The organism is Flavobacterium lacustre (assembly GCF_027474525.2).
GTDB lineage: Bacteria > Bacteroidota > Bacteroidia > Flavobacteriales > Flavobacteriaceae > Flavobacterium > Flavobacterium lacustre.
Genome location: NZ_CP114882.2, coordinates 1,402,747 through 1,418,574, shown reverse-complemented (window position 1 = coordinate 1,418,574; position 15,828 = coordinate 1,402,747). Strand labels below are relative to the sequence as shown.

Annotated in this window: 12 protein-coding genes and 1 tRNA gene; 10 read left to right on the top strand and 3 right to left on the bottom strand. The window is 36.1% G+C overall.

Annotated elements, in window-relative coordinates; translation table 11 throughout:
• The first annotated feature begins 40 nt into the window (after positions 1–40).
• The 4 genes from O6P34_RS06295 to O6P34_RS06280 all read left to right on the top strand — a co-directional run bounded on the left by O6P34_RS06295 (position 41) and on the right by O6P34_RS06280 (position 6,072).
• A complete protein-coding gene (locus O6P34_RS06295) occupies positions 41–2,413 on the top strand; it encodes a glycoside hydrolase family 31 protein (protein ID WP_269686475.1) in 2,373 nt (790 codons plus the stop codon).
• Between the two features lie 13 nt (positions 2,414–2,426).
• Positions 2,427–4,091: an alpha-amylase family glycosyl hydrolase gene (locus O6P34_RS06290; protein WP_269686474.1), complete on the top strand. Its 1,665-nt coding sequence runs from the start codon at positions 2,427–2,429 to the stop codon at positions 4,089–4,091.
• 80 nt (positions 4,092–4,171) lie between these two features.
• A complete protein-coding gene (locus O6P34_RS06285; RefSeq protein ID WP_269686473.1) occupies positions 4,172–4,867 on the top strand; it encodes a glycerophosphodiester phosphodiesterase in 696 nt (231 codons plus the stop codon).
• Entirely contained in the window at positions 4,864–6,072 is a 1,209-nt protein-coding gene (locus O6P34_RS06280; protein WP_269686472.1) for a BaiN/RdsA family NAD(P)/FAD-dependent oxidoreductase, read from the top strand. The genes O6P34_RS06285 and O6P34_RS06280 overlap by 4 nt, the downstream gene beginning before the upstream one ends.
• Before the next feature lie 41 nt (positions 6,073–6,113).
• Here O6P34_RS06280 and O6P34_RS06275 read toward each other — a convergent pair whose 3' ends face one another.
• Positions 6,114–6,590 carry a TspO/MBR family protein gene (locus O6P34_RS06275; protein WP_269686471.1) on the bottom strand — a complete coding sequence of 159 codons (477 nt, stop codon included), beginning with the start codon at positions 6,588–6,590 and terminating at the stop codon, positions 6,114–6,116.
• A gap of 218 nt (positions 6,591–6,808) precedes the next feature.
• On the opposite strand from O6P34_RS06275, the gene O6P34_RS06270 reads away from it, so the two are divergent.
• The 5 genes from O6P34_RS06270 to O6P34_RS06250 all read left to right on the top strand — a co-directional run bounded on the left by O6P34_RS06270 (position 6,809) and on the right by O6P34_RS06250 (position 11,453).
• Positions 6,809–7,891, top strand: coding sequence for a diphosphomevalonate decarboxylase (locus O6P34_RS06270; protein ID WP_269686470.1), 1,083 nt, complete (start codon positions 6,809–6,811; stop codon positions 7,889–7,891).
• Positions 7,892–7,946: 55 nt separating this feature from the next.
• A complete protein-coding gene (locus O6P34_RS06265; RefSeq protein WP_269686469.1) occupies positions 7,947–8,885 on the top strand; it encodes a mevalonate kinase family protein in 939 nt (312 codons plus the stop codon).
• A gap of 28 nt (positions 8,886–8,913) precedes the next feature.
• Entirely contained in the window at positions 8,914–9,894 is a 981-nt protein-coding gene (locus tag O6P34_RS06260; protein WP_269686468.1) for a geranylgeranylglycerol-phosphate geranylgeranyltransferase, read from the top strand.
• 216 nt (positions 9,895–10,110) lie between these two features.
• A complete protein-coding gene (locus tag O6P34_RS06255; protein WP_269686467.1) occupies positions 10,111–11,019 on the top strand; it encodes a pseudouridine synthase in 909 nt (302 codons plus the stop codon).
• 71 nt (positions 11,020–11,090) lie between these two features.
• The gene (locus tag O6P34_RS06250; protein WP_269686466.1) at positions 11,091–11,453 is read left to right on the top strand and encodes a nuclear transport factor 2 family protein; all 363 of its coding nucleotides are present in this window, start codon (positions 11,091–11,093) and stop codon (positions 11,451–11,453) included.
• A 71-nt stretch (positions 11,454–11,524) separates the two neighbouring features.
• On the opposite strand, the gene O6P34_RS06245 is transcribed toward O6P34_RS06250, so the two are convergent.
• A complete protein-coding gene (locus O6P34_RS06245; RefSeq protein ID WP_269686465.1) occupies positions 11,525–13,672 on the bottom strand; it encodes a M3 family metallopeptidase in 2,148 nt (715 codons plus the stop codon).
• Positions 13,673–13,874: 202 nt separating this feature from the next.
• Between O6P34_RS06245 and O6P34_RS06240 the strand changes: the two genes are divergently transcribed.
• Positions 13,875–15,638 (top strand): DUF885 domain-containing protein, encoded by a 1,764-nt coding sequence (locus O6P34_RS06240; RefSeq protein ID WP_269686464.1) that lies wholly within the window; start codon positions 13,875–13,877, stop codon positions 15,636–15,638.
• A gap of 44 nt (positions 15,639–15,682) precedes the next feature.
• Here O6P34_RS06240 and O6P34_RS06235 read toward each other — a convergent pair.
• Positions 15,683–15,764, bottom strand: a tRNA-Leu gene (locus tag O6P34_RS06235).
• Positions 15,765–15,828 lie beyond the last annotated feature (64 nt).

The following is a 15,828-nucleotide window of genomic DNA, read 5'->3' as shown; positions in this document are numbered from 1 at the left end:
AGTGGCTGTGACGCATTGCTAACTCTGTGAAATAATAAACATGAAACAGCTATTTATATACTTATTACTCTCCACTTTTGCCTTTGCCCAAAATGCAAACCGAAAATACGAGAGTTACAAAAAGACAAACAATACATTAGAAATAAAAACCTCGGATGGATTGTATCTGCTCAAACCCTATTCTGAAAAAATTGTAGAAACTTCTTTTATTCCAAAAGGAGAAACATTCAATACTGATTCGCATGCCGTTGTTTTGATTCCTCAAAAAGGAATTTCAAAAGTAAAAGAAACCAAAAATACATTACTATTTTCAACAAAAGGAATTGTAGTCACGATTGAAAAATCACCTTTTAAAATTTCCTATTCGTATAAAGGTAAAGCTTTACTCTCCGAAAAAAATGGTTATGTAAAAACAGCCAATGCTGAAATTTTAGACTTTAATCTCAATGACACCGAAGTACTTTATGGAGGAGGTTCAAGAGCTTTAGGAATGAATCGCCGAGGCAATCGTTTAAAATTATACAATCGCGCTCAATATGGCTATGCAGACCGAGCTGAACTACTTAATTTTTGTATTCCTGTAGTTTTATCTTCAAAAATGTATGCGGTACATTTTGATAATGCGGCGATTGGATATTTAGATTTAGACAGCAAAAAAGACAATACATTAGCTTATGAAACTATTTCCGGCAGAAAAACGTATCAGGTAATCGCCGCAGATTCCTGGACAGATCTAACAGCCAGTTATACCGATTTAACAGGAAAACAACCTTTGCCGGCCCGATGGACTTTTGGTAATTTCTCCAGTCGATTTGGGTACCACAGCCAAGAGGAAGTAGAAAAAACCATTGAAAAATTCAAAAATGACAGCATTCCGGTTGATGCTATAATTATAGACTTGTATTGGTTTGGAAAAACTATTCAGGGAACTTTAGGGAATTTAGATTGGGATAAAGAAACTTTTCCAAATCCAACTAAAATGATTGCCGATTTGAATGCAAAAGACATCAAAACGGTTTTGATAACAGAGCCTTTCGTCTTAACAACTTCGAGCAAATGGAAAGAAGCCGTTGCTGAAAAAATATTAGCAACAGATCAATTTGGAAAACCATTTGTATATGATTTTTACTTTGGAAACACCGGAATTATAGACCTTTTTAAAACCGAAGGAAAACAATGGTTTTGGTCTATTTATAAAAACTTAATTCATCAAGGTGTTGGTGGACTTTGGGGCGATTTAGGAGAACCGGAAATGTTCCCTTCAGAAGCCTTTACGGCAAAAGGCAAAGCCGATGAAGTACATAATATTTACGGACACAACTGGGCAAAATTAATAGCAGACGGGTACAAAAAAGATTTTCCGGCCACTCGCCCATTTATCCTGATGCGTTCCGGTTATTCCGGTTCACAACAGTTCGGAATTATTCCTTGGTCTGGTGATGTGGGCCGTTCTTGGGGCGGATTACAGTCGCAAACCGAAATTGCTTTACAAATGGGAATGCAGGGAATTGGGTATATGCATTCTGATTTAGGCGGTTTTGCCGGTGATTATTTTGATAATGAACTCTATATTCGTTGGCTGCAATATGGTGTTTTTCAACCTATTTTTCGCCCGCATGCAGGAGAAGCTGTAGCTTCCGAACCGGTTTATAAAGACATTGTCACCAAAGCCGAAGCCAAAAAACAAGTCGAATTGCGCTATCAAATGCTACCGTACAATTATACTTTGGCTTTCGAAAACAACCAGAAAGGAACTCCCTTAATGCGTCCTTTATTATTTGAAGAACCAGAAAATCAAGCATTACAAAGCGTTTGCCAAACCTACTTTTGGGGAAATGACTTTTTAGTAACTCCAATTACCAAAGCCGGATTGACTTCGACAACGGTTTATTTTCCAAAAAACAACAACTGGTTTGATTTTTATACCGATGCGGAACAGTTAGGTGGAACCACTGTAACTATTCCCGTTGCCAAAGAGCATATTCCTGTTTTTGTTCGCGGTGGCGCTTTTATTCCAATGATAAAAACGATTCAAAATACTTCTAAATATTCGTTGAATGCTTTTGACCTTCATTTTTATTTTGATGCCAAAACTGCACAAAGTCAAGGCAAATTGTATAATGATGACGGAACAACTGCTAATGCATTCGAGAAAGGCGCTTTTGAAATCCTGAACTTTAATTCGGCTTCAAATGAAAAAACGGTAACTTTAACCCTAACCACAACGACCGGAAAAACATTTCAATCTGCCGATAAAAACATTAGCATAATGCTGCATAACTTAAATGGAAAGGCTAAAAAAGTAACGGTTGACGGAAAAAACAGTAGTTTTATTATTAAAGACAAAACAATAGAAATTCCTGTAATTTCAAAAAAAGGAGCAAAAAACACCATATTAATTCAATTACAATAAAACTAAAAACACGATGAAAAAAAATCTATTTTATAGCTTGATGGCACTGTCAATAGTAGTATCGAGTTGCTCATCTACCCAAAAAGTAAGTTTGAAAGAAACGAGCAAAACTCCTTTTGTTTGGGAAGGCGCTAATTTATATTTCTTGATGACAGACCGTTTTAATAATGGCGATACCGCTTCGGATATTAATTTTGGAAGAAACAAAGCAACCGGAAAACTACGTGGTTTTGAAGGCGGAGACATCAAAGGAATTATTCAAAAAATCGACGATGGTTATTTTGAACAATTAGGAATCAATGCGATTTGGCTTACGCCAATTGTGGAGCAAATTCACGATGGTGTTGACGAAGGAACTGGTTTAAGCTATGGTTTTCATGGCTATTGGACAAGAGACTGGACGGCTTTGGATCCTAATTTCGGAACCAAAAAAGACCTAGCCGAACTAGTCGAAAAAGCACACGCAAAAGGTATTCGAATCATGCTTGATGGTGTAATTAATCATACAGGACCGGTTACAACTATTGATACCGTTTGGCCTAATGATTGGGTACGAACTGAGCCTACTTGCACCTACAGCAACTTCGAAAACACTACGGTTTGTACCTTGGTAAAAAACCTTCCTGATGTAAAAACCGAAAGTACTCAAGAAGTAACCATCCCCGCTTTCTTAGCTGAAAAATGGAAAACAGAAGGTCGTTATGATACTGAAATGGCTTCTTTAGATGCTTTTTTCAAAAGAACCGGTTACCCAAGAACGCCAAAATATTACATCATAAAATGGTTGACTGATTACATCGCTGAATATGGCGTTGATGGGTACAGAGCCGACACAGTGAAACATACCGAAGAAGGTGTTTGGGCTGATTTCAAAACGCAATGTGATTATGCTTTTGCAACTTGGAAGAAAAATAACCCAACAAAAGTTCTGGATAACAACTCCTTTTACACCGTTGCCGAAGTGTATAATTATGGCATCAGTACGGGACAACTTTTTGATTTTGGAGATAAAAAAGTGAATTACTATGAAAATGGTTTCAACAATATGATCAATTTCGAATTCAAATGGGATGCTCAAAAAGACTATGAATTTATATTCTCCAAATATTCTTCGAAGCTGAATAATGAGTTGAAAGGATTTAGTGTTTTGAACTATTTATCATCTCATGATGACGGCGGACCATTTGATGCCAAACGTACTAAAAGCATAGAAAGCGGAACAAAATTATTGCTTTCACCAGGAATTTCACAAGTGTATTACGGTGATGAATCCGCTCGTTCCTTAGTGATTGAGGGAACTCAGGGCGATGCTACTTTACGTTCGTTTATGAACTGGGAAGACATCAAATCAAATCCTGAAACACAAAAAATCATATTGCATTGGCAGAAATTAGGACAGTTCAGAAGAAACCATCCTGCGATTGGAGCCGGAATTCATACTGAAATTTCAAGTCAGCCTTATACCTTCAGCCGAACATTTATAAAAGGAGATTTTACAGACAAAGTAGTGGTAGGCTTAGCTTTGCCAGCAGGTCCAAAAGTACTTTCTACAGGTTCAATTTTCGCTGAAGGCGCAACTGTCATAGACACTTATTCCGGAAAAGAAGCCTTGGTTTCGAAAGGAAAAGTGACAATCGATTCTGTATTTGACGTAGTCTTATTAGAATTAAAAAAGTAAACCGTACAACTTTATATCAAAACGTCTTTAGCAATAAAGGCGTTTTTTTTATGTTTATCTTTACCAAAAATAAAATCAAAATGCTCAAAATCGGACATCGTGGCGCCAAAGGGTATGCTTCTGAAAACAGCTTGTTTTCTTTTGAGAAAGCAATAGAAATGGGTGTTGACGGAATTGAACTCGATGTGCATTTGAGTCTTGATGGTCAAATAATCGTTATTCATGACGACACAATTGACCGGACCACGAATGGAAAAGGTTTTGTAAATACCTTATCTTTGCAAGAATTGAAGACTTTCCGGATAAATGAAAAACAAGCCTCGGAACTAGAGCAACAAATTCCGACCTTGAACGAAGTTTTTGATCTGGTTAATCAAACGTGTTTCATCAATATTGAACTCAAAGGAAAAGGAACGGCATCGGCAGTTGTAGCCCTGATTGAGAAATATATTTGGGAGAAAAACTGGAAGTATGCTAATTTTTTAATTTCCAGTTTTGATTGGAATGCGGTGCAAGAAGTTCGTTTTTTGAATGAAAATATTCCAATTGGGATTTTAACTGAAACCAATTTAGACCTTGCTTTTTCATTTGCTAAGTTCATGAAAGCCGAAGCCATTCATCCCGAATTTCATTTGTTGACCCAAGATAATACCGCTCAAATTCAGGCAAAAGGCATTCAGGTTTTTCCTTGGACTGTCAATGAATATGAAGCCATTCAAAAAATAAAAACATACAACGTAAACGCAATCATCACCGATTTCCCAGATAGAATATGAACCAAAATTTTGACATTATAATCGTTGGCGGAGGCGCTGCAGGTTTTTTTACCGCAATCAATATTGTAGAAAAAAATCCAAAACTGAAAGTAGCTATTCTGGAACGTGGCGCAGATGTACTCGGCAAAGTCCGTGTTTCCGGAGGTGGAAGATGCAATGTTACCCATGCGTGTTTTGAACCCAATGAACTGGTGAAATTTTATCCGCGTGGCGAAAAAGAATTGCGAGGTCCATTTCATCATTTTTGCTCTGGCGATACAATTGAATGGTTTGAAAAACACGGTGTAGAACTCAAAATTGAAGACGACGGACGTATGTTCCCCGTTTCAAATTCGTCGCAAACCATTATTGATTGCTTCCTAAAAGCTACACAAAAACTAGGAATTGCTGTACTTACGGGACAAAGTGTTCAATGTATTTTCAAAAAAGAAAATGAATGGAAAATCGAAACCCAAAGTGAAAACTATCTTGCGGAAAAATTAATTCTGGCTACCGGAAGCAATCCAAAAATTTGGGAAATGCTTCAAAGTTTTGGTCACGCCATTGTAACGCCGGTTCCTTCCCTATTTACATTTAATATCAAAGATTCCAGAATAAAAGAATTACCGGGAGTTGCAGCACAAGTATCTGTAAAAGTAAAAGATACCAAACTTGCTTCAACTGGGCCTTTGTTAATCACTCATTGGGGAATGAGCGGTCCGGCGATATTAAAATTATCAGCTTGGGGCGCACGGATTTTGCACGATAAGAATTATCAATTCACCCTATTTGTAAATTGGCTGAATGATGTTGACACCGAAGATGCCGAAAAAATATTGAAAGATTTAAAACAAGAACACGCCAAAAAAGCAGTTTCTAAAAAATCACCATTTGAATTTCCCAATCGGTTGTGGGAAAGTTTAGTTTTGGCATCAAATATTGAAGCCGAAACCAAATGGGCAGATTTATCAAAAATACAATTGCAGAATTTAGCAAATCAATTGACAAATGGAACTTTTCAAGTCAATGGAAAAAGCACTTTTAAAGAAGAATTTGTAACGGCTGGCGGAATCGATTTAAAGGAAATCAACTTTAAAACCATGGAAAGCAAACTGCATGAAAACTTATATTTTGCAGGTGAAATCGTCAATATCGACGCGATTACCGGTGGATTTAATTTCCAAAATGCGTGGACGAGCGGGTTTATTGTGGCAAATGCTGTTTAAAAAAATCACTTTCCCGATTTAAAATCGGGAAAGGGCTAAAATTATCTATTCAACCACCAAATACTGCCATTTAAAACCGATGCAAAACTTACCCAAAGTAAGTACGGAATAAATAAATATCCTGCTATTGTATTGATTTTTGCAAACTGAACATAGGTTTCATAAATCATCAGCCACAATAAAATAATTTCTAAGCCTGCTAACATTGGGTTGTGCAATCCGAAAAAGAGATAAGACCACAACGCATTCAAGATTAATTGAATGGCAAAGAAAAAAAAGGCTTTTTTTACTCCTTCTTTATTAGTGTCTATACGATCCCAAACCAATCCGGCAGCAACGCCCATCATTACATACAACAAACTCCAAACGGGTGCAAATATCCAATTGGGTGGATTAAAACTGGGTTTTATCAACGTAGGATACCAAGTGGTTATCGCAGAACGGGTAACGACACCGGACATGTAACCAATAGAAAGACACACAACAACGACAAGAATTATTCGGGTGATTTTATTCATTTTTAATTTTTTAAAATAGAAGTTTTTTAACCATATTCGTAATTTAAGAAAATATAAACGTACTAAATCGTGTAGCACACGCTTTTAATCTTTTTATATAACTTGAAATAGTTGGTTTTTTAATGGCTCAAATTTACTCAAATCTTTCTAACGAATAACCAACTAAACGAATAAACAAATAACCCAAAAAAAGTATCTTTGCGTAAATTTTTAAATTTATGATTGCAGCAACCGATTTTATTCCATCAAAATATTCTCAAACCATAGAAAGCGGAAATTTTCAATGGAGCGCACCCAGCAATATTGCTCTTGTAAAATATTGGGGCAAAAAGGAACATCAGATACCTGCAAATCCTTCGGTGAGTTTTACTTTGAATGCATGTAAAACGATAACTAAATTGGCTTTCGCCAAAAAAATAAATACTGGGAATTTTTCATTCGATTTACTTTTTGAAGGAAAACCAAAAGAAGATTTCAAACCAAAAATTCAGAAATTTCTGGAACGCATTGAAATCTATATGCCGTTTTTAAAAGACTATCATTTCACGATTGACACGGAAAATACCTTTCCGCACAGTTCAGGAATTGCTTCATCGGCTTCTGGAATGGCAGCTTTGGCGATGAACCTGATGAGTTTAGAAAAAGCTTTAAACCCAGAAATGACCGAAGAATATTTTTATCAAAAAGCATCTCTTTTGGCCCGTTTAGGTTCCGGAAGTGCTTGCAGAAGCATAAAAGGAAGTGTTGTAGTCTGGGGAAATCAAGCCAATATAAAAGGAAGTTCTGATTTGTTTGGCGTGGAATATCCGTATGCTATTCATGATAATTTCAAAGATTTCCAAGATACTATTTTGCTCGTTGACAAAGGCGAAAAACAAGTTTCGAGTACTGTTGGCCATGATTTGATGCACAACCACCCTTTTGCCGAAAGGCGATTTGCTCAAGCACATGAAAATTTAGATCAACTGATTCCTATTTTTGAAAACGGAAATCTAACCGAATTTATCAAAATTGTAGAAAGTGAAGCCCTGACTTTGCATGCGATGATGATGACTTCGATGCCGTATTTTATTTTAATGAAGCCCAACACGTTGCAAATTATTAATGCGATTTGGAAATTCAGAAATGAGACTGTAATTCCGGTTTGTTTTACTCTGGATGCCGGCGCAAATGTGCATGTTTTGTATCCAAAAAATGTAAAAGAAAAGGTGTTACAATTTATTAAGGACGAATTAGTTGGCTATTGCCAAAATGGTCAGTACCTTTGTGACCAAATTGGAATTGGCGCAGTTCAATACTAATTTTTTTATACCTTTAGTTTTTAAAGTTAAAGCGACCATTAATTGTCAATTAAATATGAAAGGACCTTTATTTTACTCAAAAATATTACTCTTTGGAGAATACGGTATCATTCGTGACTCAAAAGGATTGTCTATTCCTTATAATTTTTACAACGGAGCCTTAAAAAGAGATGCAAATCCTTCTGAAGAAGCCGTAAAATCAAATGGTAATTTAAAACGTTTTGTCACTTATTTAGAAACGTTGCAAAACGAACAACCTGATTTAGTGACTTTTGACATAGCTACTTTAAAAAATGATGTTGAAACCGGAATGTATTTTGATTCCAGCATTCCCCAAGGATATGGTGTGGGAAGCAGTGGCGCTCTTGTAGCGGCTATTTACGACAAATATGCACAACATAAAATCACGGTTCTTGAGAATTTAACGCGTGAAAAATTATTGCAGTTAAAAAATATATTTTCTCAAATGGAGAGTTTTTTCCACGGAAAAAGTTCTGGTTTAGACCCTTTAAACAGTTATTTGAGTATTCCGATTTTGATTAATTCAAAAGACAATATTGAAGCAACGGGAATTCCGACACAAAGTTTTGACGGAAAAGGCGCCGTATTTTTATTGGATTCAGGAATTGTGGGCGAAACTGCTCCAATGGTGAACATTTTTATGGAAAACCTGAAAGACAAAGGATTTCGTGCTATGCTGAAAAACCAATTTGTAAAATATACGGATGCTTGTGTAGAAAATTTCCTGGGTGGCGATATGAAATCATTGTTCATGAATACTAAAAAATTGTCGAAAGTAGTTTTGAATAATTTCAAACCTATGATTCCGGAACAATTTCACGGCATTTGGCAACAAGGAATTGACAGTAATGATTATTACTTGAAATTGTGTGGTTCCGGCGGTGGCGGTTATATTCTGGGTTTTACCGAAGATTTAGAACGTGCCAAATTATCTTTGAAGGATTATAAACTAGAAGTCGTTTATCAATTCTAATTCCTTTTCAATTTTTTAACCCTTTTCGATGTTAAGCAGAAAGAGCAAGCTATTAATTCTGAAAATTGTCAGTTTGTTCTCTGTAGTCAGAGGGTACAACATTCCGATTATTATTCTGGCGCAATACCTTTCGGCTATATTTATTTTGGCGCCTGAGAAAGGAGCACTTAGTATTTTGCTCGATTTCAACTTGTTTATTCTTGTTTTTGCTTCATCGCTTACTATTGCTTCGGGATATATCATTAATAATTTTTATGACAGTCAAAAAGATTTAATTAATCGCCCGAATAAATCCATGCTAGACCGATTGGTCAGTCAGAAAACAAAGTTGAGTGTTTATTTCACCCTGAATTTTATCACTTCATTGATGGCTTTATTTGTTTCTTGGCGGGCATTTTTATTCTTTTCGGCTTATATTTTCTTGATTTGGTTTTATTCCCATAAAATAAAAAAATACGCTATAATTGGTAATCTAACCGCGGCTTTACTGGCTGTAATTCCTTTTTTTGCCATTTTATTGTATTTCTACAATCAGATTTCGTTTGATGAAATTGAGAATCATAAATCCCATTTTGCGGTGATTTTTGCGCATGCAACGTTCTTGTTTTTATTGCTTTTGGTTCGGGAGATGATTAAAGATTTAGAAAATTTGAAAGGTGATTTAGCCAATAATTACAAAACGATTCCGATACTTTACGGTGAAATTATTTCTAAAAAAGCAATTACTGTCCTGACAATTCTTACGGTTGTTCCGGTGTATATTTTGATTGAAATTTACGATGTGGGCTATATGGACATTTACTTTTATGCCTGCCTGATTGTTCTGATTTTCTTTTTGTTATACTTATGGAAGTCTAATAGTAAAGAACAATTCTTATGGCTTCATAATGTCCTGAAGTTGTTGATTGTTGCCGGCGTTTTTTGTATTGTACTTATCAATCCGAGTGTGTTGTGGCATGGAAAAAAATTATTGCTGATGACGCATTCCTCTTTTTTGGGGATGCTCTAAAAACCCGAAACTTTTCTAATTCCTACTGTAGCCTAGCCCCGATAGCAGCGGCATCCTTTATTGCCGGAGTTCGGCAATAAAGATAGAGCGGATAGCGGGAAACAGCTCCTGAAAATTAAATTAAAACTCATTTAATTAAGTAGTTAGCGTTTTCTAATTGGTGAAAATCGTTTCCCAATGATATAAATACTATCTTTGCACAAATTATAGAATATTATGAATAACAAGGAAGGCAATAATAAGAGAAGTGGCGCTAGACCAACGAGTTCTAGACCAAGTTCTAACAAGCCAAAACCTGCGATGCAAAAAAGGGCACAAGGGCCAAAAAAAGTAAAAATAAATACTAAAGTTGCTGATGTTGCTACTGATAAAGTAGAGAAAAAACCAAATCAGGCTCCTAAAAGACCAAAGGTAAAAGACGAAATTCGTTTGAATAAATATATCTCTAATTCTGGTGCGTGTTCCAGACGTGACGCGGATATTTACATTCAATCCGGAACGGTAAAAGTAAACGGAATTCCGGTAACCGAAATGGGTTACATGGTAAAACCGGGTGATGTTGTGAATTTTGACGGTGCTACATTGACGCCGGAGAAAAAAGTGTACATTTTACTGAACAAACCAAAAAACTTTACGACTGCCATGGACGAAGGTCAGGAATATCGTAATGTATTGGAATTGGTAAAAGGTTCTACAACTGCAAAAATTGGTGCTGTTGGAAGAATGGACAAGAATACAACTGGTTTGTTATTGTTCACGAATGACACGGATATGATTCGTAAGTTTACATTACCAAGCCAAAAATCATCTAAAATTTACCAAGTTTCATTAGATAAAAACTTGAAATTTGAGGATTTAGAAAAAATACAAAAAGGATTGACTCTTGACGGACACCGCGTTTTTGTGGAAGATGTGAGTTACATTGAAGGAGAAGCAAAAAGCGAAATTGGTTTGCAATTAAGATCGGCTAACGTGAAAGTGGTTCGTTCTATTTTTGAACATTTTGATTATAATGTATTGCGTATTGACCGCGTTGCTTTTGCAGGTTTGACCAAAAAGAATTTGCCAAGAGGAAACTGGAGATTACTTACAGAACAAGAAATTATCAATTTGAAGAACGTATAAAACTCTTTGAAATACACCATAAATCCCATTGGCATTGCGCTATATGGGATTTTTCATTTAAAAAAAAACCTATGACCCCCGAAAAATTACAATCGATTGCCTTCAAATGGTTTGAAACATTCAACAATAAAGAGCTGGAAAAACTCTTGTCGCTTTATGATGATGATGCCATACATTTTAGTCCAAAACTAAAAATACATAATCCCGAAACTCAAGGTCTTATTACCGGAAAACAAGCTTTGCGCGAATGGTGGCAAGAAGCATTTGATACGCTGCCAAGTCTTAATTACAAAGTAAAATCGCTGACGGCAAATGGAGACCGCGTTTTTATGGAATACATTCGAACGGTTGATGGAGAAAATGATTTGCCCGTAGCAGAAGTATTAGACATCAAGGAAAACAAAATTATCTCTTCGAGAGTCTATCACGGATAGTATGAATTGATGAAAATAAAAAAACCTACAACATCAAGTGTTGTAGGTTTTTGTTTTAAAAACGTATTGTATCAGCCTTTCACTTTTTTGAGCGTTTCCGGTTTTTGGTCTAAACCTCTTTTTCGTAACAAAGGTTCAATACTGGGTTCTGCACCACGAAAGCGTTTGTATAAAACCATTGGATCTTCTGTCCCTCCTTTTTCTAATATGTTTTCGCGGAATAATTTGGCCTTTTCTGGATTGAATAAAGTGGTTGTTTTAAATGCTTCGAAAGCATCTGTATCTAAAACACCCGACCAAATGTAGCTGTAATATCCGGAAGAATATCCTCCTGAAAAAATATGACTGAAATACGTGCTTCTATACCTTGGAATAATCGAGGAGATTAATCCAATTTTTGTCATCGCTGCTTTTTCGAAAGCATTTGCATCAACCGTAATGTCTTTGGTCTGAGAATGGTATTCTAAATCCAATAACGAAGCCGCTAGATATTCTGTAGTTGCAAAACCTTGATCAAAAGTCCCCGCTTTTTTTAATTTATTGATTAAAGCATCCGGAATTACTGCGCCCGTTTTATAATGCTTGGCATACATTTTTAAAACTTCGGGTTCTGCTGCCCAATTTTCCATTATTTGCGAAGGCAATTCTACAAAATCTCTTGGAACGCTTGTTCCTGCAAGACTTTTATACGTTACATTAGATAATAATCCGTGCAAGGAATGTCCGAATTCATGGAAAAAAGTCGATACTTCATCAAAAGTTAAAAGCGCCGGAGTTTCGCCGGATGGTTTGGTAAAATTACAGACGATTGCAATCACTGGTGCCTGACGCTTCCCATCAACCGTTTTTTGATTTCTGAAAGAAGTCATCCAAGCGCCACCGCGCTTAGAATCACGAGGATGAAAGTCCATGTACAGAATCCCAACAAGAGTTCCATTTGCCTCTGTAACTTCCCAAACGGAGGCGTCTTCATGATATTTTGGAACCGAATTCAGTTCTTTAAATTGTAATCCGTATAATTTTTCGGCAACCTGAAAAACTCCTTTTCGAACATGCTCTAAACTAAAATAAGGCCTTAGCTCCTCCTCATCTAAATCAAAACGTTCTTTCCTGATTTTTTCGGTGTAATAGCGCCAATCATACGGTTGAACTGTCCCTTTAATTCCTTCCTTGACCATCATTTTTTGAATATCGGCTGCTTCTGTTTTAGCGATTTCCAAAGCTGGTTTCCACAAATCATTCAGTAGTTTATTTACATTCACCGGTTTTTTGGCCATCGATTCTTCCAATACATAATCAGAATGAGATTGATACCCCAACAAGCGTGCTTTTTGCCCACGAAGATTTGCCAATTTTACAGCATTTGCCTTATTATCTAACTCATCATCATGATTGCCTCTGGTTTGATACGCATTCCAGATTTGTTCTCTCAATTCTCGATTAGAGCTATATTGTAAAAAAGGCATCACACTTGAATTTGAAAGCGTAAAAACCCATTTTCCCTCTTTCCCTTTTGCTTTAGCATCGGCTGCAGCCGCATCAATCAATCCTTGCGGCAGTCCTGCTAAATCTTTTTGGGCGTCGATAACCAACTCATATTTATTGGTTTCAGCCAAAATATTCTGTCCGTATTTTAAACTTATAAGTGACAATTCACCATTAATTTTTCTCAGGATTTCTTTATCAGAATCGGATAAATTTGCACCACTTCGAACAAAATCTTTATATAAATTATCCAGAATTTTAGCCTGCTCTAAGTTCAGATTTAGAGTTTCTTTTTGGTTCCAAAGTGCTTTTACTTTGGCAAATAATTTAGCATTCAAATAAATATCATCTCTGTGAGCCGATAGATTTGGTGCGATTTCTTTGGCAATATTCTGAAGTTCTTTGTTGGTATTTGCCGAGTTCAAATTTGAGAAAACCACATTGGCATTAGACAATAATTCGCCCGCATTTTCCATGGCAAGAACCGTATTTTCAAACGTGGGAACTTCTACAGCATTTATAATCGTGTTGATTTCAACATCATGCCGCTTGATTCCTTCTAAAATTGCCGGTTTAAAATGTTCGTTTTTAATTTTATCAAAAGGCGGCACATTATACGGTGTTTCGTAGGCCTGAAAAAATGGATTCATAGTCAGATTGTCTTTTTTTTCTTGAGCTTCAATTGTAAGCATATTTCCGATAGCAAACAAAATAACGAAGAATTTGTTTTTCATTTAAATGCTGTATTAAGGAACGTAAATTTAGGGAAAATTGATTTAAAAACAGTTAAAACTACGGTTAGTTCCCTAAATCACTGTTGCGTTTTTAGACCCATATAAAGAAGAAGTTCCAAGCAAAATTTAAAAACTACTTTTTATGAAGTTTTTGATATTCAATAAAATACATTAGATTTACGTATGTTTTAAATTTACGACTATGAAAAAAATTGCCCTTCAATTAATTCTTTTTTCAACAATGCTACTGCTGGTAAATTGTAAAAAAGAAGAGAAATCAATCGATTTTACGGCTTTGACGAAAAGTTATTTCACCGATAAGAACGCACTTGATCCGCTCAGCGCAACATCTAACGGTTTAAATGAATTCAACGACAAGTTAGAATTTGAAATGACCGATTCTTACGCCAAAAAACAATCCCTTTTCATTGATAAATACGAAAAAGAACTGACAGCTGTTGACACCACAAAATTGTCAGAAGAAGAGAAAATCAGCTACCATATTATAGAATGGGAATGCAAAATTGGCAAAGAATTATTGAAACAGCCTACTAATTTAATGCCTGTTCATCAATTTTGGGGAACGCATCTTGTTATGGGACAATTGGCCGGTGGAACTGGAGCACAGCCTTTTAAAACGGAGAAAGACTATACCAATTTTTTAAAAAGAATGGATAAATATGCCGTTTGGATTGACTCCGCAATGGTTTATATGAAAAAAGGAATCAAACAAGGAGCCGTTTTACCAAAAGCTTTAACGATAAAAATGATTCCGCAATTTGCCGAAATGCCTACACCAAAAATAGAAGACAATTTATTTTACTCAGCCATAAAACTAATGCCTAATACTTTTTCTGAGGCAGTCAAAAAAGATTTAACCGCAAAATACACCGCAACAATCAAGGACAAATTGATTCCGCAGTATAAAAAAATGACTGATTTCTTGAAAAACGAATACCTTCCCGCCAGCAGAACAACCAGCGGAATAGGCAGTTTAGCTTTTGGAAAAGAATTGTATGCCGCTTATGCAAAAGCCTATACAACTACCGAAATGACTCCGGAAGAAATTCACGAATTAGGTTTAAAAGAGGTAGCCCGATTGAATGCCGAAATGGAAAAAGTAAAAAATCAAGTTGGTTTCAAAGGCACGTTATTAGCGTTTTTTGAAGAAGTTCGGAATAAAAAAGAGCTAAAACCCTTTACCAAACCAGAACAGGTTATCGCCAATTTTGAATCGATTTACGAAAGGATAAAGCCAAACGTCAACCGATTATTCTTGTTGCAACCCAAAACAAAATTTGAAATTAGAAGAACCGAAGCTTTTAGAGAAAAAACAGGCAGCGCCGAGTATAACCAAGGTCTTGCGGATGGTTCTCGCCCGGGGATTTTTTATGTTCCCATTCCGGATGTGAAAAATTACAATGTTTATGGTGATGAAGATTTATTCCTTCATGAAGCCATTCCTGGACATCATTTTCAAATATCGTTGCAGCAAGAAAACAAAAATCTACCTGATTTTAGAAAATTTAGTGGTTTTGGAGCTTACGTAGAAGGATGGGCTTTGTATACGGAAAGTTTAGGAAAAGAATTAGGATTGTACCAAGATCCATATCAATATTTTGGGATGTTAAGCAATGAAATGCACCGGGCAATTCGTTTGGTGGTTGATACCGGAATTCACAGCAAAGGCTGGACAAGAGAGCAAGCCATAGATTATTCCTTAGCCAATGAAGCCGAAAGTGAAGCCAGTATTATTCCGGAAATAGAACGCTATATGGCCATTCCGGGTCAAGCTTTGTCGTATAAAATTGGTCAGCTTAAAATAATCGAACTTCGCAAAAAAGCAGAAGCAAAAATGGGAGCCAAATTCGACATCAAGAAATTTCATGAAAAAGTATTGGAATCCGGAGCATTGCCTTTGGCTTTATTAGAGAAAAAAATAAACGCCTGGATTAAAACAGAATAGTAATTTTAAATAAAAAAAGCTTCTCGATTGAGAAGCTTTTTTTGTGCGGATAATAGGACTCGAACCTACACGCCTTGCGGCACCAGATCCTAAGTCTGGCATGTCTACCAATTTCACCATATCCGCGTAATTGTGGGTGCAAATATAAACATATCTTCTAACTTTCAAAGTAATTTTTGCAAAAAATATT